Genomic DNA, 15,451 nt, shown 5'->3' on the forward strand with positions numbered 1-15,451 from the left:
GGGTCGACTCCATCAGCCCTCCGTCCGGACAGTCTGAAGCCGAGTCCCAGCACAGGGGTGAGGGCGGGATTTATGGTCTGCCGTCTGTGCTGGCAAATCCCCTACCCCACGTCGAAGCGGCCCCGCCCTCACCGCCCCGGATCACAGCGCCAGATACGCCTCGCGCACGGCTGGATCGGCCAGCAGTTCCTGTCCGCTGCCCGTTTTGACCACCTGTCCGTTCTCCAGCACATACGCGCGGTTCGCCAGCCGCAGGCTCAGGCCCACGTTCTGCTCGACCAGCAGCACGCTCACGCCCTCGGCGTTCACGGCCTTCAGGGCGCCGAACACGGTCTGGGTCATCAGCGGCGAGAGGCCCAGGCTGGGCTCGTCCACCACCAGCACCGAGGGGCAGCCCATCAGCGCGCGGCCCACCGCGACCATCTGCTGCTCGCCGCCCGACAGCGTGCCCGCCAGTTGCCCGGCGCGTTCCTGCAGCCGGGGGAACAGCCCGTAGACCTGCTCCAGGGTCTGTGCCCGCGCGTGGCGGGCCTCCTCACGCATGGCGGCGCCGAGTTCCAGGTTTTCCAGCACGCTCATGTGCGGGAACAGCTCGCGGCCCTCGGGCACATGGCCCAGCCCCAGCGCCACGATCTGCGACGGGCTGGCCCGCGTGATGTCCTGCCCGCCCAGCGTGATGCGCCCCGCCGAGGGCTTCACGACACCGCTCACGGCGCGCAGCGTGGTCGTCTTGCCCGCCCCGTTCGCCCCGATCATCGCCACGAACTCGCCGGGCGCGACCCGCACCGAAACGTCCCACAGCACCTGCACCTTGCCGTAGCCGGCCGCGAGGTTCTCGATGACCAGTTCCTGGCCGTGAATGTTCGTCATCCAGCCCTCCGGGTAGTGGACTGAGCCATCTGTCCTGTGTTATCCGCTCTCTGCTTCTCGCCCATCAGGCTCGCCCCTGTTGATCCCCGCTCGCTCCGCTCGGGAACAGGGGCGGATGCCGCTGTTCCGCCCCTCATGCCTGCAACTCCGCTTCCGTTCCCAGATACGCTGCGACCACCTGTGGATTCCCCGTAACCTCGCGGTAGGTGCCCTGGGCCAGCACCTGACCCTGATCCATGACCACCACCCGGTCGGCCAGATCGCGCACCACCGGCATGATGTGCTCGATAAACAGCACGCTGATCCCGCTGTCGCGCACGCTGCGAACCAGGGACACCGCCTCCTGGGCCTCGGCCGGCCGCAGCCCCGCCATCACCTCGTCGAGCAGCAGCACCTGGGGCTGGGTCGCCAGCGCGCGGGCCACCTCCAGGCGCTTGTCCTGCAACAGGGTCAGTTCGTGCGCGGCCTTGTCGGCGTGGGCGGCCAGGCCGGTGCGTTCCAGCAGGTCGTAGGCGCGTTCGCGGGCGGTGGGCAGGGTCATCCCGCGCTGACCGAACAGCGCGCCCACGGTCACGTTCTCATGCACGGTCATCTCGGGGAAAGGGCGCACGATCTGGAAGGCACGGCCCAGGCCGAGCCAGCAGCGGTGCTCGATGGGCGCGTCGGTCACGTCCTGGCCCAGCAGGTGCAGGCGGCCCGCGCTGGGGCGGTAGACGCCCGAGAGCAGGTTCAGCAGCGTCGTCTTGCCGGCCCCGTTCGGCCCGATGACCGCCAGGATCTCGCCCTCGTACTGGGTAAAGCTCACGTCCTGCACGGCGTTCAGGCCCCCAAAACGTTTGGAGAGACCCTCGGCCCGGAGCACGATCTCGCCGCTCACAGGTCGCCCCCGTGCCGCCCGCGCCGCCACAGCCCCACGATGCCACGCGGCAGCCACAGGATGCTCAGCATCAGCACCAGGCCGTAGACGACGAGGTAGCCGTTCTTCACCGAGTTGTGCAGCAGTTCTTCCGCCACGCGCAGTACGGTGGCGCCCAGGATCGGCCCCAGGGTGGTGTACAGCCCGCCAAAGATCGAGGTCGTGAGGGGCGCGATGGAGTTCGCCAGGGAGAAGGTCTCCAGCGGGTTGATGAAGAAGGTCTTGCCCGCGTACAAGCCGCCCGCCAGCGCCGCCAGCGCACTGGAGATGAAGAAGGCCGCCAGCTTGTAGCGCACCACCGAGACGCCCAGCACCCGCGCCGTTTCCTCGCCCTGCCGGATGGCGGCGAAGGCGTGGTGCAGGCGGGTCAGGCGCACGGCGAGGCTCACGAGGGCGGTCAGGCCCAGCAGGCTCAGGGCCACCAGATACTGCCCGCGCGAGTTGCCGCCCAGCAGCGCGGGCACCAGCATCCCGTTCGCGCCCCCGGCGACCGACTCCGGCAGGTTCTGGATGACGGTGCGCAGCACCTCGGTGAAGGCCAGCGTGGCGATGGCGAAGTACATGCCGCTCAGGCGCATGGTCACGGCGCCCAGGATCAGGCTGACCCCGCCCGCGAGCAGCGCGGCGAGCGGCAGGGCCAGGCCCCACGGCAGCCCCGCCCTCAGCAGCAGCGCCGACCCGTACGCCCCCAGCCCGTAGAAGGCCGCGTGTGCCAGCGACACCTGCCCGGAGCGCGCCAGGATGTCCCACGACAGCGCCAGGATTCCGGCCACCAGCGTGAAGAAGCCGATCTGCAGCAGGAATTCGCGCCGGTCGCCCAGCGGCAGGAAGGGGAAGGCAAGGGCCAGCGCGAAGAAGAGGGCCAGCGGCAGCAGCTTCGTCCAGCGGAATTCCGCCGCGCGTCTGGACGCGGGCATGGACGCTGCGGCGCTCACGTGGCCCTCCGGAAGAAGGCACCCTGGTACGAGCGCCAGACCAGCGTGCCGAAGATCATCAGGAAGAACACCGCGTCGCTCCAGCCGCCGCCGCCCGGCACGTAGGTCTGCACCAGCGCCTCCGAGAGCCCCAGGATCACCGAGGCCCACAGCACGCCCGTCAGGTTCCCCAGCCCCGCCATCACGATGATGGCGAACGCCTTGAGGGCGAACACCAGCCCCACGGTGGGCGAGGCGAACAGCAGCACGGAGACCAGCACGCCCGCCACCGCCGCCAGCGCGCACGACACCCCGAAGGCCAGCAGGTACACCCGATCCACGTCGATGCCGATGAGTTGGGCGCCCCGGCGGTTCTGGGCCACGGCGCGCATCTGCCGGCCCAGGGTGGTGCGGTACAGCACCCCATACAGCGCCCCCAGGATCAGCACGGCCAGCCCGAAGGCGATGGCCTTGGGGCCGCCGACGCTGAGTTCTCCGAGGCTCAGGCTACTCGCCTGGTACGGGGTGCTCACCGTGCGGGTGTTGCCGCCCATGATCATCAGCGCGAGGTTCTGCAGCAGGATGCCCAGCCCGAAGGTCAGCAGCATCTGGTTCAGCTCGGGCGCCAGCAGCACGTGCCGGATGCTGACGCGGTAGGTCAGGGCGCCCACGCCGAAGACCGCCAGCGCCACCAGCGGCAGCGCCAGCAGTGGGTCGATCCCGAAGTAGGCGCTGCCCGCCCAGGCCAGGAAGGCCCCGATCATCAGGTACTCGCCGTGCGCGAAGTTCACGATGCCCACCACACCCACCGCCAGCGCCAGGCCGGAGGCCACCAGGGCGTAGATGCCGCTCTGCAGCAGGCCGTTGATCAGCGTCTGTAGAAAGAGTTCCATGTACCGTCCTTGTTTTGAACCGATATGTTCAGGTGGTGTCGAGATGTGAGGTCAGGGCGGCCAGGAACTCGCCCGGCGCCTCGATGAAGGGGGCATGGCCCACACCCGGCAGCACGATCTCGCGGCAGCTTCCTCCGTTGGCCTGGGCCCGCGCCAGCAGCGCCCTCAGCTGCGTGACCATCGGTTGCGGCGGGCACACGTCCGCGCCGGGCCAGCCGGGCACCGCCCCCAGGGCGCCGAGCTGCGCCAGATCGAAGAGGCTCGTGTCGCTGACGATGGTGTCGGCGTCGCCGCGCACCCACAGCACGGGCGGCGGCGGGGTCAGGTGGGCAAAGGCCGAGAGGTTCAGATATTTCGGAGAGAAAGCGTTCGCCACCCCCCGCGTCCCCGGCGCAACGCTGGGCCAGGTGGGGCTGGGGCTCAGGTCGCCGGGGTAGAAGTCGTCCCCGGTGCGGGTGCTCAGCATGGCGTCCAGCCACGCCTCCTCCTGCTCAGGGGTGGGCGTGAAGGTCGCCGGATTCACGTAGTACTTCCGCAGCACGTCGCGTGGGCTGCCCGGCTCGTCCGAGCGGTCGCCCGCCGCCACGGCCGCCACGAAGCCCGCGTTCACCGTGCCGCCGCCCGAGCCGGCGAAGTCGGCGGCGTTGGGCGCGCCCTCTGGCCCGTGGGTGCCGCCGAAGCCGAAGGGGGAGATTCCGGCCACCAGCGTCAGCGACTGCACCCGCCCCGGGGCGTCCAGCGCCGCCTGCAGGATCACGCCGCCGCCCAGGCTCCAGCCGAGCCAGTGCGCGCGCTCCCAGCCCAGAGCGTCCAGCAGCGAGAGGAGATCGTCCGACCAGTCGCGTAGGCCGCGCGTGGCGTCGATGCCCTTCGCCTCGCTGGCCCCGTAGCCGCGCAGGTCGGGGGCCACCGCGTGGATGTCCGCCGGCAGCGCGTCCAGCAGCTCCTGGAAGAAGGCCGAGCCCGACACGTTGCCGTGCACCAGCAGCAGCCGGCGCCCCGACTCTCCGGTGGCGGGCCGCTCCAGGACATGCGTGTTCAGGCGGCCTGTGTGGATCATTCTGGGCGTGATCATGGGTGCCTCCCTTCCCGCAAAGGGGGCCGCGCACCCACAAGCGGCGCGGCCCCCAGAGCAGCGTCCCCCCGACTTTACTTGCCGTACACCATGGGCTTTTGCGCGAACTTGATCGGGAAGACCGGGGCGCGGGCGTCGTTCAGGTACTGGAAGTGCAGCCAGTTGCCGGCCTTGAAGCCCTGGTACTGCGTCTTCAGGCTCTTGCTGAAGGTCAGCTGCCCGAAAGGCGTGGGCACGTTGGTCTTCGCCAGCTCGGCGGCGACCTTGTCCTTGTCCACGCTGCCCGCGCGGTTGATGGCGGCGGCCAGGGTCTTGAGGTTCACGTAGGCCAGCGGCGCGAAATACTCGTCGGTGGTCGTGCCGAACTTCTTCCTGTACGCGGCCACGAAGGCGCGGCTCTCGCGGGTGGGGCTGCTCGACAGCCACAGGCTCAGGCCCGCGACGTTGTCGGACAGCGGGTTCTTCTCGAAGCCCACCGGCCAGGAGGGGGGCGTGCCGTACATCAGGCCCAGCTTGAGGTTCTGCTGCCTGACCTCGGTCGCCAGCGGCAGGGCGTCGGTGTCGTAACCCACCCAGTACAGGATGTCGGGGTTCACGGCCTTGGCCTTGCTCACCAGCGGCCCGAAGTTGCCGCTGCCGGTCTTGAACTTCTCGGTCATGACGACGTTGAAGCCGGCCTTCTTGAAGGCGTCCACGGTCGCGTCGATGCCTGCCGAGCCGAAGGGGCCGTCCTCGTAGGCGATAGCGATGTTCCTGGCCTTCTTGTAGGTCTTGAGGTACTTGAAGTAGCCCAGGATGGCCTCGAAGTTGTAGTACGACCAGGGGTGGTAGTGGAAGAAGTACTTGTGGTCGGCGAAGGCGTCCTCGACGGGCACCGCCGCCGCGCCGATCCAGGCCATGAAGGTGCCGTACTGCTTGGCCGGGCCCGACAGGGCGATGCTGACCGCGCTGCTCACGCCGCCGACCATAAAGTCCACCTTGTCCACCGTGACCAGCTTGACGAACTCGGGCACCGCCTTGGCCGGCGCGCTGCCGTCGTCGGCGAAGTCCAGTTCCAGGGGTTTGCCCAGCACGCCCCCGGCCTGGTTGATCTCGTCCAGCGCGAGCTGGTAGCCGCTGCGGGCCGCCTGCCCCGTCACCGAACTCGGGCCGCTCAGGGGAAGCAGCACGCCGACCTTCACTGCGCCGGCCGAGGAGAGGGCCAGCATGACGCCCGTCAGTAGGAGTGTTTTCATGTTCCTGCGGAGTCTAGGACAGGCCCGTCACGGGGGCGTTACACCCTGCCCACCGCCGCCTGCCCACCTCTGCCTGGGGCCTGACCGTTCGGCCGGGGCGCCCTTGCCCCGGCGGCGGGTACGCTGGAGACACAGGAGGGCTCAGTGCTGCACGACTATCGCCGCTGGTGGCACAAACCGCAGCTTCACCAGGAGGGCGAGGACGCCCGGCGCGTGACCTTCCTGGAACTCTTCTTCGACCTGATCTTCGTGGTCGTGATCGCACGGCTGGCCCACCACCTGACCGAGCACCCGGACTGGGGCTCGCTGCGCGACTTCGTGCTGCTGTTCGTGCCGGTGTGGTGGGTGTGGATCGGCATCACGTACTACAACGAGCGCTTCGAGACCTACGACCTGAGCTTCCGGGCCTTCACCTTCCTGCAGCTGCTGGCGGTCGCCGGCATGGCGGCCAGCGCGGAATACGGCCTGAGCAAGACCGCGGCGGGCTTCGCCCTCTCCTACGCGTTCGCGCGCACGGTCATCACGCTGATGTGGTGGCGGGCGGGCCGGCACAACCCGCAGCTCCGGCCGGTCACCGACATCTTCGTCAGGGGCTTCAGCCTCAGCATCGCGCTGTGGGTGGTCTCGGCCTTCGTGGGCGGCCCGCTGGCGCTGCTCCTGAGGGGCGCGGGCCTGCTGATCGACCTGCTCACCCCGGTGCCGACCCTGCCGCGCCAGCGGCGGCTCTTTACCTCGGCCGCCCGCAAGCTGCCCGAGCGCTTCGGCCTGTTCGTGATCATCGTGCTGGGCGAGGGGCTGGTGGGGGTGGTGAACGGGCTGGCCGATCTGGAGGCGCTGGGCGCGCTGGCCCTGACCCGCTTCGTGCTCAGCCTGCTGCTGGGCTTCGGGCTGTGGTGGATCTACTTCGACTTCATCGGCCGCCGCGAGCCCCGGCGCGACACCATCAAGCTCTTCGCGTGGTCGTATCTGCACCTGCCGCTGGTGCTGGGGATCACCATGACCGGCGCCATGCTCTCGCACGCCGTGGCGCTGGGCGCGGGCGCGGCCGAGGAAGCGACCCGCTGGATTCTGGTGCTGGGCTTCGCGCTGTACTACCTGTCGGTGGCGGCGCTGGAATACACCGTCGAGGAGGAGCGGCTGGTCGATCAGCGCATGGTGACCGGGCTGCGGGTGGGCACGGCCCTGCTGGCGCTGGCGCTGCCGCTGCTGCCCATGCCGCTGGGCGCGCTGGTGGCGGCGCTGGTGGCCCTGCACCTGCTGCACATGTGGGTCGGCGTCGCTGCCTGGTTCCGCAGCGATCAGGCCGGCCGGGTGGACGTGCATTGAGCCCGCTGGGAACGGGGCGCGGTGTGTTGGCCGCTTGCCGCGGTGGCGTGAAGTGGCGCTGTGACCGCCGCGTAACGCCCCCCCCGTAGGCTTGGGCCCGATGCAAGACCACGGGGGCAGGGACGAGGGGGGGGCCGTGCAGGGGGCGGGGCCACCGGGCGCGCTGGTGCTGGAGGTGGCCCTGAAGCTGGCAGGGGTCGAGGTGCCGGTGCGCCTGGGCGGCCAGTCGTGGGGCCAGCTCAACGCGGCGCGCGACAACGCGGTGCTGGTCTGCCACTACTACACCGGCACCATGCGCGCGGCGGGGATCACGCCCGACGGCTCGCCCGGCTGGTGGGACGCCCTGATCGGCCCCGGCAGGGCCGTGGACACGCAGCGCTATTTCGTGGTCTGCCTCAACTCGCTGAGCAACGTGCAGGCGGGCGACCCCGGCGTGGTGACCAGCGGCCCGGACACGCCCCACCCGGACGGTGGGCGCTGGGGCGGGCGCTTCCCGGCCTGGGACTTCGCCGACCTGCACGCGGCGCAGCTCGCACTGATGCGCCAGCTGGAGCTGCCGCGCTGGCACGCCGTGATCGGCCCCAGCTTCGGCGGGATGCAGGCGCTGCAGTGGGCGGCGCGCGCCCCGGAACTGGCGCCGCGCGTGGCGGCCATCGCCAGCTCTCCCAGGGCCGGGCCGGTGCTGCGGGGCGTCTTCAGCCCGCTGCTGCGTGACGTGGCCCCGGCGGGCGGCCTGGAGGGGGCCCTGCGCCTGATCACCCTCTTCGGCCTGGGCCCCGACGGCATCGAGACGCTGTTCCGGGACGCCGATTTCGGCGCCTACCTGCGCGGCCGCATGGGCACGGCCAGCCTGCCGCACATCCTCGACATCGGGCGGGTGGTGCTCACCCACGACCTGGAGGCGATCTGCCCGCCGGACGTGCTGTTCGCCCACTGGCGGCGCAGCGGCCTGCGGCTCCTGAGCGTCAACATCCACGGCGACGGGTTCTTTCCGGCGGCCGAGATGCGCGCCTTCGCCGCCCAGAGCGTGGCGGCCGGCGTAGGGCACACCCATCTCGAATTCGACTCGCCTCATGGTCACCTGGGGTGCATCATGGACACACACGCTTTTGCCGAGCCGCTGCGCGCCCTGCTGGATTCAGGGCCACGTGGCGTGGCGCAGGTCGGCGTGAGGTCGGGGGAGACGCATGGCTGAGCGGGGAGCGCGGGATCGGGGAGCAGACGAACGGGTGCTGGTGGCCATCCACGGCAATTTCGCCTCCGCCGTCTGGTGGTTCGACCTGCTCAGCGAGCCGCCCACCGGCTGGCGCGTGCTCGCGCCCACGCTACCGGGCTTCGGCGGCACCTACCACCAGGGGCCGGTCGGCATCGCGCTGTACGCCGAGTGGCTGGCGGGCTGGCTGAACGAACGGGGCGCGAACCGACCGGTGCTGCTGGGGCACTCGCTGGGCGGCGCGGTCGCCCTGGAACTGGCCGCCCAGGAGCCGCGCAGCGTCGCGGGCCTGGTGCTGGCCGCCAGCGCCCCCCTGGGGGGTCTGGTCACGCCGGAGGAGAATTACCCGGTGCTGGACATGCTCCGCACGAACGCGGTGCTGCTGGAGACCAGCCTGGGCGCCCTGTTCCCCTCGGGGCGGCCCGCCAACTTCGCGCAGTTCATCGAGGACGGCGCCCGCATGGCCCCGGAGCACTACCAGGGCAACGCGCGGGCGCTGGGCGAGTGGCGGGTCGGGGCGGCGGCGCTGCAGGGGGTGCCGGCGCTCGTGATGGGCGGCGAACTCGACCTGCTGATCACCCCGGACATGGTGCGCGCCCAGGCCGAGGCGCTGGGCACCCGCGCCGAGATCGTGCCGGGCCGTGGCCACGGCTTCCCGCAGGAAGACCCGGCGGGCTTCCGCGCCCGCCTCGACGAATTCCTGAGTACCCTGAGTGCCTGATCCCACTGCTGATCCATCCGGAGGTCGAATGAACAAGGTTTACCCGAGTGCTCCAGAAGCGCTCCGTGACATCGTGCACGGCGGCCAGACCGTCGCCGTGGGGGGCTTCGGCCTGTGCGGCATCCCCGAGGCCCTGATCCTGGCGCTGCGCGACTCCGGCGCCATGGGCCTGACCGCCGTGAGCAACAACGCCGGTGTGGACGGCTGGGGCCTGGGCCTGCTGCTGCAGACCCGCCAGATCCGCAAGATGATCTCGTCCTACGTGGGCGAGAACAAGGAATTCGAGCGGCAGTACCTGGCGGGCGAGCTGGAACTGGAGTTCACGCCGCAGGGCACCCTGGCCGAGCGGATGCGGGCCGGCGGGGCGGGTATCCCCGGCTTCTATACCAAGACCGGCGTGGGCACCATCGTGGCCGAGGGCAAGGAGCACAAGGACTTCGGCGGCGTGACATACATCCTGGAACGCGGCATCGTCGCGGACATCGCGCTGGTGAAAGCCTGGAAGGCCGACCGCGCCGGCAACCTGATCTACCGCAAGACCGCCCGCAACTTCAACCCGCTCGTCGCCACCTGCGGCCGCGTCACCGTGGCCGAGGTCGAGGAGATCGTCGAGACCGGTACCTTCGACCCCGACGACATCGACACCCCCGGCATCTACGTGCAGCGCGTGGTGCTCAACGCCCACCCCGAGAAACGCATCGAGCAGCGCACGGTGAGGAGTGCGGAAGGCTAATAGCAGATGGCTGATGGCTCAACCGCCTCTGGCCATCTGCCATCGACCATCTGCCTTCCGCCCCTCCGAAGGAGGCTTTCATGCCCTGGACACGAGACGAGATGGCCGCCCGCGCGGCCCAGGAACTGCAGGACGGCTACTACGTCAACCTGGGAATTGGGCTGCCGACGCTGGTCGCCAACCACATCCCCGCCGGCATGAGCGTCTGGCTGCAGTCGGAAAACGGCCTGCTGGGCATCGGCCCCTTTCCCACGGAAGCCGAGGTCGATCCGGATCTGATCAACGCCGGCAAGCAGACCGTGACCGCGCTGCCCGGCGCGAGCATCTTCTCCAGCGCCGACAGCTTCGCCATGATCCGCGGCGGCCACATCAACCTCGCCATCCTGGGGGCCATGCAGGTCTCCGAGCACGGCGACCTGGCGAACTGGATGATCCCCGGCAAGATGGTCAAGGGCATGGGCGGCGCGATGGATCTGGTGGCCGGCGTGCAGCGCGTGGTCGTGCTGATGGAGCACACCGCGAAAGGTGACGCCCACAAGATCCTGCGCGAGTGCAGCCTGCCGCTCACCGGCCAGCGGGTGGTCGACCGGATCATCACCGATCTGGGCGTGCTGGACGTGGCGCCGGAGGGGCTGAAGCTGGTGGAACTGGCCCCCGGGGTGACCCTGGAGGAACTGCGCGCGAAGACCGGGGCGGAGATCCACGCCTGATCCCCCCGTCCGCCCGGAGGCTCAGGCCAGCCGGGCGGACGGCGGGTGAACCGTCCACTCAGCCCATCAGCTCCAGCCCATCAGCGTCAGTCCAGCAGGGTGATGCCCGCCGCGCGTACCCGCTCGCGGACGTCCTGCACGCCCTCACCGTTCACGCGCATGACGAAGCGCAGCCGCCCGTGGTCGCCGCCGTAGGTCGCCACCGAGATGATGTTGCTGGGCAGGATCGCGGTGGTGGCGGCGGCCAGGCTGCCGGGCACGTCGTTCATCTCCAGGGTCAGGCGCTGCCCGCCCTCGCGCATCCCCAGGATGTTCGTGAAGGCTTCCAGGATGTCGCGGGTGGTGATCACCCCGGTGAGTCTGCCCGCGTCGTTGAGCACCGGCAGGCCGCCGACGCGGTGTTCCAGCATCCGCAGGGCGGCGTCTTCGAGGTACTCGTTCTCGGCCGCCGTGACCACCGGGCGGGCCATGATCTCGGCCACGGTCAGCTTGCTCAGCAGGTAGTTCAGCTCCCACACGCTCAGGGTGGTGGCCTTGCTGGGCATGGCGTCTTTCAGATCCTTGCGGGTGGTGATCCCGATCAGCTGGCCGTTCTCCATGACCGGCAGGCGGCGGAAATTCCGCTCCTTGATGATCCGCAGGGCGTCCATGACGGGCGTCTCCGGGGTGATGGTCACGGGGTCGTGGGTCATCCAGTCGCGTACCAGCATGGGGGTAGTGTAGATCACCCGGAGGCGGCCGCTGGCTCATGCGGCCCTGCAGAGCGGTTCGGACGCCCCTTCACCGGGCTCCCCCTCGAACACCCCGCGAAGCTGACTGAAGCGTGACGGCGCATGTGAAGCGGCTGTGAAGGACTTCATTCGGCTCAGGAAGGTGCGTGGTAGCGTCTTCCTCATGAAGATGTCCGCCAAAGCACTTGCCCCCATTGCCCTCATGGCCGCGTTCGGCCTGGGAACCCTCGCCCCCCACGCCCAGACCACCCCCCAGAAGGTCGGCTTCGTGGACGTGTCCAAACTGCTGGCCGCCCACCCCAACGACAAGGAAATCCAGGACGTGCAGAAGAAGGCCGACGCCGAACTGGTGGGCCTCGATAAGCAGGTCAAGGCCATCGACGCCAAGGGTACCGCCGCCACAGCCGCCGAAAAGCAGCAGCGCGAGCAGCTGGTCGCCACCATCAAGTCCAAGGCCGAGGCCTACGACAAGCAGATCCAGCCCAAGATCGCGGTCGTCGAGAAGGCCGTCGATACGGCGGTCGGCGCGATCGCCAAGTCCAACGGGTACGCCATCGTCATGGATCGCTCGGTCGCCCAGAAGAGCGGCCTCGTGATCTACGCCGACGCGACTACCGACATGACCGACGCGGCCGTCAAGGCCCTGAAGCCCTGATCCGCCGCTCCCCACGCAGCTCAAGACCTGGGAGCCCCGCCCTGCGGGGTTTTCCATTGCCCAGGCCAAGCCCCATCCACACCCAAGAGGGGACACCGTGAACAAGGTATTGATGCTCCTTCCCCTGGCGCTGCTGGCCACCGTGCCGCACGCCCAGCAGAGCAAGAGCCGCGTGGCGATGGTCAACGTGCAGACGCTGATCAAGGCCATGCCCGGCAACGCCAGTTATCTGGCCCTGATGACCAAGGTCGACAAAGACCTCAAGAGCCGGCAGGCATCGCTCCAGACGCTGGCCGCGAAGGCCGCCACGACGCGCTCGACCGCCGATCAGCAGGCGCTCACCAAGGCCCAGCAGGCGTACACCGCGCAACGGGCCGATTACGACAAGCAGATCCAGACCGCGTTCAAGCCCCTGGGCACCCGACTGAACACGGTCGTGGCCCAGGTCGCCCGCGCCAACGGCATCTCCGTCGTGATGGACGACACGGTGGCCGCCCAGACCGGCCTGGTCGTGTATGCCGACCCGACCGCCAACCTGACGAACGCGGTGCTCAAAGCCCTGAAGTAAGGGCGTTCAAGGGATCGGAAGCGGGCCGCCCGGGCGACCTGAACATAGGCGGAAGGGCGGCCGACTCCGGTGGAATGCCGCGTCAGTGAAAAGAGAGACCCCAGGAGCAGTCCGTCCCTGGGGTCTCTCTTTTCGCTGTCTCCGCCTCCTACAGCTTGACCGTCTCGTTGCTGCCGGGGTGGGCCTGCTTCCCGGTCACGGCGCCCTTCGCCATCTGAAACAGTGTGCGAATCTTGCCGTCGCTCTCCCAGTATTCCGCGCCGTTCGCGTGAATCTTGATGAGCTGGATGTTGGGGTCTTCGCGGCCACCCTCGAAGTAGGCCTTGTAGAAGTCGCTCCACAGCTCGTCGAGTTTGGCCTCGTCGGTGGGCAGGCTGGCCTCGCCATTCAGGCTGACGTACTCGCCCTTGTCGGGGCGCGAGTAACTCACGTTCACCTGGGGCCGCGCGGCGATGTCCTGCACGGCCTCGCTGCGCTTGTCGCCGATGAACCAGAGGTCGCCGTCGAACTCGGTCTGCTGGGTGGTCATGGGCCGCGAGTGCATGTGGCCCTCGGCGGTGACCGTGGTCAGCATGGCGAATTTCACGTCCCCAATGATGCTGGCGATCTTCTTCACGTTGTCCTGATGGCTGGGTTCACTCATGGCCTGACCGTGGCACGCCCGCCTGCCCGTGTCTGGAACGGGCCGCACCGTCTGAACCTCCCGTCAAGGCGGTGTGAGCCCACGCTCAATTCCGGGCCGGAGCAGGCGATCTCAGGCCGGGACAGGGGCGCGCACCCGGTCGGGCACGTTGCGAACCAGGATCACGCCCAGCGCGAAGAACACGGCGGCGATCCCAAAGACCAGCGTGTAGCCCAGGTTGCCCCCCTGCGCGTTGCCCCAGTCGAGCAGCGCACCCTGCGGCCCCCCGATGAACTGCGGCGCCACGAACGCCACGTGCCAGATGCCCATGTCGCGGGCGTAGGAGGCGCTGCTGGGCATGGCGTCCGAGCCCAGCGCCCAGTCCACGGACGTGAAGGCGCCGTAGCCGAGGCCGAACACCACCGCCAGGGCCAGCGCCGCCCCGAAGCCCGGCGCCACCAGGAACAGCAGGGCGGTGGTCGCCATCGTGCCGCCCGCCACGTAGATCACCGGCTTGCGGCCCACGCGGTCGCTCAGCCGCCCGCCGACCAGCGCCGAGACGATGCTCGCCACGATGATGCAGGCCAGCATGTACAGGTTCGAGCGCACCGGATCGGCCTGCTGCAGCACGTCCCGGTTGTAGAACTGCAGGAAGGGCTGCACCGAGTACTGCCCCAGCGCGAACAGGGCGCGGGTCACGAACACCCACAGGAAGGGGGAGTGCGCGAACAATGCCGTCCACGAGGCGGCGGGCTGGGCGGTCTCCGCCGGGGTCTGTGCCGGGCGAACGTCCTGTGTCCCGACGCCCCGGATGGTGATCAGCGCGGGCAGCAGCAGGGCCACGCCGACCATCAGGAACAGCGCGGCGTCGGGCAGCTTCAGCAGACTGACCACCAGGGCACCCACCGCGCCCAGCAGTTGCCCCGCCGCCTGCAGCATCCCCATGGAGCCGCTGTAGCGCCCACGCTGCTCCACCGGCACGAGTTGGGGAATCAGGGCCGAGTAGGGGGCCGTGGCGTAGTTGTTGCCGAACTGCACGAGCAGGAAGCCCAGCACATAGACCCAGAAGCCGCCCATGCCGCTCTGGGTGGCCACCGCGAAGGCCATGACCGCCAGACCGGCCAGATTGACCCCCAGGCCCAGGCGCAGGTAGGGAAGCCGCCTTCCCGCGCGGTCGGAGTGCGCGCCCACGATGGGCGGGATCACCAGGGCCATGACGGCGCCGACCACGGTCAGCAGGCCCACGAAGGTGCCCTTGCGCCCCTCCCCAACGAACTGCACCACGTTGGCGGGCACCAGACTGAGCAGGATCACCAGCCAGTGGAAGGCGGTGCCGAACCAGAAGGCGGACAGCACCCAGGGGCTCACTTGTACCCGGCCGGGAGATAGGGATGTCATTGCGGCGAGTATAGGCGGCTGGGGTGGTGTTCTTGGTCAAGGGATACGGGTGGGCGCCTGCGGCGGACTACCCCACCCCCAGCCCCCAGCCCCCCTGGGGTAGGGGGAGCGGCGCTCCGCTGAGGAAGAGTTTCGACTGTCGCGGCGTAACTGGGCTGGGCGCTGACGTGTCCGGCCTCGACGTCATCCTCTGCTTCGCAGATCTGCGAGTCCCGCCCCGCGCTAGGCCCGCGCGCTTCGCGCATGAGCGAGTGATACGCGCTGCGCTCAATTCCGGAACATCCAGGAAAGCACCGGATGTTCCTCCATACCGCACAGCACGTACTTTTTGCTCCTCCCTTTGGTCGGGTTGAATCGCTAAAGTTTTAGCGACTGGGCCGCAATTGGTATGAGCCTATATCGATTGGTCAAGATGAGTGAGGAGCCGTCCCCGAACGGTTTGGGCCATATCCCGACGGCCGGTGGAGGTCTGCCATGAGTTGATCGGCAGGACGCTTGGAACGGCTGATCGACTATTGAGAGAATCAGGGCTGAAAGCGTGCCGCTGGGGCAACTTCCTACGTTCTGCTACTCGACCTCTGCCGCCCTAAATACACCTCGCCCCGCGCAGTCAACTTCAGCAAAGTCAGGCTGGGAGCTGGTGAATCGGCGTTGCGGCACAGGCTTTTCAGGGCGCAGGGGCCGCAGGCGCAGCCTTCCTGTTCGGGCTGGGCTTCCTGCACGTAGCCGCCCGTATGCAGGGTCTGGAGCATTCCGCTCAGGGCGTCCTCGGAACTGTCCAGGGCGCGGGCCAGTTCGGCGGGGGTGCGGGGTCCGCCGGCCACCGCGCGCAGGATCATGGCCAGGGGGGCGGCGGTCATGCACGCTCCGA

At 69.1% G+C, this 15,451-nt stretch carries 17 protein-coding genes; 7 read left to right on the forward strand and 10 right to left on the reverse strand.

Annotation, left to right across the window (positions count from 1 at the left end; translation table 11 throughout):
- Positions 1 to 141 precede the first annotated feature (141 nt).
- From CVO96_RS13015 to CVO96_RS13040, 6 genes are all read right to left on the reverse strand, one after another.
- A complete protein-coding gene (locus tag CVO96_RS13015; RefSeq protein ID WP_103312601.1) occupies positions 142 to 870 on the reverse strand; it encodes an ABC transporter ATP-binding protein in 729 nt (242 codons plus the stop codon).
- Between the two features lie 133 nt (positions 871 to 1,003).
- Positions 1,004 to 1,747, reverse strand: a complete 744-nt coding sequence (locus tag CVO96_RS13020; RefSeq protein WP_207795312.1) for an ABC transporter ATP-binding protein — start codon at positions 1,745 to 1,747, stop codon at positions 1,004 to 1,006.
- Positions 1,744 to 2,721: a branched-chain amino acid ABC transporter permease gene (locus CVO96_RS13025; protein ID WP_243398347.1), complete on the reverse strand. Its 978-nt coding sequence runs from the start codon at positions 2,719 to 2,721 to the stop codon at positions 1,744 to 1,746. Before CVO96_RS13025 ends, CVO96_RS13020 begins: the two co-directional genes overlap by 4 nt.
- Positions 2,718 to 3,593, reverse strand: a complete 876-nt coding sequence (locus CVO96_RS13030) for a branched-chain amino acid ABC transporter permease (protein WP_103312603.1) — start codon at positions 3,591 to 3,593, stop codon at positions 2,718 to 2,720. Before CVO96_RS13030 ends, CVO96_RS13025 begins: the two co-directional genes overlap by 4 nt.
- 28 nt (positions 3,594 to 3,621) lie before the next feature.
- Positions 3,622 to 4,668 (reverse strand): alpha/beta fold hydrolase, encoded by a 1,047-nt coding sequence (locus tag CVO96_RS13035; protein ID WP_103312604.1) that lies wholly within the window; start codon positions 4,666 to 4,668, stop codon positions 3,622 to 3,624.
- Between the two features lie 74 nt (positions 4,669 to 4,742).
- A complete protein-coding gene (locus tag CVO96_RS13040) occupies positions 4,743 to 5,903 on the reverse strand; it encodes an ABC transporter substrate-binding protein (RefSeq protein ID WP_103312605.1) in 1,161 nt (386 codons plus the stop codon).
- Positions 5,904 to 6,047: 144 nt separating this feature from the next.
- On the opposite strand from CVO96_RS13040, the gene CVO96_RS13045 reads away from it, so the two are divergent.
- From CVO96_RS13045 to CVO96_RS13065, 5 genes are all read left to right on the forward strand, one after another.
- The gene (locus CVO96_RS13045) at positions 6,048 to 7,229 is read left to right on the forward strand and encodes a low temperature requirement protein A (protein ID WP_103312606.1); all 1,182 of its coding nucleotides are present in this window, start codon (positions 6,048 to 6,050) and stop codon (positions 7,227 to 7,229) included.
- 100 nt (positions 7,230 to 7,329) lie between these two features.
- On the forward strand, positions 7,330 to 8,424 hold the full coding sequence (locus CVO96_RS13050; protein ID WP_103312607.1) for an alpha/beta fold hydrolase: 1,095 nt from the start codon (positions 7,330 to 7,332) through the stop codon (positions 8,422 to 8,424).
- Positions 8,417 to 9,163: an alpha/beta fold hydrolase gene (locus CVO96_RS13055; RefSeq protein WP_103312608.1), complete on the forward strand. Its 747-nt coding sequence runs from the start codon at positions 8,417 to 8,419 to the stop codon at positions 9,161 to 9,163. Before CVO96_RS13050 ends, CVO96_RS13055 begins: the two co-directional genes overlap by 8 nt.
- Before the next feature lie 28 nt (positions 9,164 to 9,191).
- The gene (locus tag CVO96_RS13060; protein WP_103312609.1) at positions 9,192 to 9,896 is read left to right on the forward strand and encodes a CoA transferase subunit A; all 705 of its coding nucleotides are present in this window, start codon (positions 9,192 to 9,194) and stop codon (positions 9,894 to 9,896) included.
- A gap of 80 nt (positions 9,897 to 9,976) precedes the next feature.
- On the forward strand, positions 9,977 to 10,606 hold the full coding sequence (locus CVO96_RS13065; protein WP_103312610.1) for a CoA transferase subunit B: 630 nt from the start codon (positions 9,977 to 9,979) through the stop codon (positions 10,604 to 10,606).
- An 86-nt stretch (positions 10,607 to 10,692) separates the two neighbouring features.
- Here the strand turns inward: CVO96_RS13065 and CVO96_RS13070 are convergent, their stop codons facing one another.
- On the reverse strand, positions 10,693 to 11,316 hold the full coding sequence (locus CVO96_RS13070; RefSeq protein WP_103313481.1) for a CBS and ACT domain-containing protein: 624 nt from the start codon (positions 11,314 to 11,316) through the stop codon (positions 10,693 to 10,695).
- A gap of 184 nt (positions 11,317 to 11,500) precedes the next feature.
- Here CVO96_RS13070 and CVO96_RS13075 point away from each other — a divergent pair, with 184 nt between their 5' ends.
- Positions 11,501 to 11,992, forward strand: coding sequence for an OmpH/Skp family outer membrane protein (locus tag CVO96_RS13075; protein ID WP_103312611.1), 492 nt, complete (start codon positions 11,501 to 11,503; stop codon positions 11,990 to 11,992).
- Positions 11,993 to 12,089: 97 nt separating this feature from the next.
- Complete coding sequence (locus CVO96_RS13080) at positions 12,090 to 12,560, forward strand: OmpH family outer membrane protein (RefSeq protein WP_103312612.1); 471 nt, start codon at positions 12,090 to 12,092, stop codon at positions 12,558 to 12,560.
- A gap of 148 nt (positions 12,561 to 12,708) precedes the next feature.
- On the opposite strand, the gene CVO96_RS13085 is transcribed toward CVO96_RS13080, so the two are convergent.
- The 3 genes from CVO96_RS13085 to CVO96_RS13095 form a co-directional block, all read right to left on the reverse strand.
- Positions 12,709 to 13,203, reverse strand: a complete 495-nt coding sequence (locus tag CVO96_RS13085) for a pyridoxamine 5'-phosphate oxidase family protein (protein ID WP_103312613.1) — start codon at positions 13,201 to 13,203, stop codon at positions 12,709 to 12,711.
- A 111-nt stretch (positions 13,204 to 13,314) separates the two neighbouring features.
- Entirely contained in the window at positions 13,315 to 14,580 is a 1,266-nt protein-coding gene (locus CVO96_RS13090; RefSeq protein WP_103312614.1) for an MFS transporter, read from the reverse strand.
- Positions 14,581 to 15,137: 557 nt separating this feature from the next.
- A complete protein-coding gene (locus CVO96_RS13095; protein ID WP_103312615.1) occupies positions 15,138 to 15,440 on the reverse strand; it encodes a MarR family transcriptional regulator in 303 nt (100 codons plus the stop codon).
- Positions 15,441 to 15,451: the final 11 nt, after the last annotated feature.

This window comes from Deinococcus koreensis, from assembly GCF_002901445.1.
GTDB lineage: Bacteria > Deinococcota > Deinococci > Deinococcales > Deinococcaceae > Deinococcus > Deinococcus koreensis.

What these genes read in the sequence shown, in the direction of transcription:
- CVO96_RS13060 (WP_103312609.1), top strand. Translation starts at nt 9,192, where the DNA reads ATGAACAAGGTTTACCCGAGTGCTCCAGAAGCGCTCCGTGACATCGTG.
- CVO96_RS13070 (WP_103313481.1), bottom strand. Translation starts at nt 11,316, where the DNA reads ATGCTGGTACGCGACTGGATGACCCACGACCCCGTGACCATCACCCCG.
- CVO96_RS13065 (WP_103312610.1), top strand. Translation starts at nt 9,977, where the DNA reads ATGCCCTGGACACGAGACGAGATGGCCGCCCGCGCGGCCCAGGAACTG.
- CVO96_RS13030 (WP_103312603.1), bottom strand. Translation starts at nt 3,593, where the DNA reads ATGGAACTCTTTCTACAGACGCTGATCAACGGCCTGCTGCAGAGCGGC.
- CVO96_RS13075 (WP_103312611.1), top strand. Translation starts at nt 11,501, where the DNA reads ATGAAGATGTCCGCCAAAGCACTTGCCCCCATTGCCCTCATGGCCGCG.
- CVO96_RS13085 (WP_103312613.1), bottom strand. Translation starts at nt 13,203, where the DNA reads ATGAGTGAACCCAGCCATCAGGACAACGTGAAGAAGATCGCCAGCATC.
- CVO96_RS13050 (WP_103312607.1), top strand. Translation starts at nt 7,330, where the DNA reads ATGCAAGACCACGGGGGCAGGGACGAGGGGGGGGCCGTGCAGGGGGCG.
- CVO96_RS13055 (WP_103312608.1), top strand. Translation starts at nt 8,417, where the DNA reads ATGGCTGAGCGGGGAGCGCGGGATCGGGGAGCAGACGAACGGGTGCTG.
- CVO96_RS13040 (WP_103312605.1), bottom strand. Translation starts at nt 5,903, where the DNA reads ATGAAAACACTCCTACTGACGGGCGTCATGCTGGCCCTCTCCTCGGCC.
- CVO96_RS13095 (WP_103312615.1), bottom strand. Translation starts at nt 15,440, where the DNA reads ATGACCGCCGCCCCCCTGGCCATGATCCTGCGCGCGGTGGCCGGCGGA.
- CVO96_RS13015 (WP_103312601.1), bottom strand. Translation starts at nt 870, where the DNA reads ATGACGAACATTCACGGCCAGGAACTGGTCATCGAGAACCTCGCGGCC.
- CVO96_RS13090 (WP_103312614.1), bottom strand. Translation starts at nt 14,580, where the DNA reads ATGACATCCCTATCTCCCGGCCGGGTACAAGTGAGCCCCTGGGTGCTG.
- CVO96_RS13035 (WP_103312604.1), bottom strand. Translation starts at nt 4,668, where the DNA reads ATGATCACGCCCAGAATGATCCACACAGGCCGCCTGAACACGCATGTC.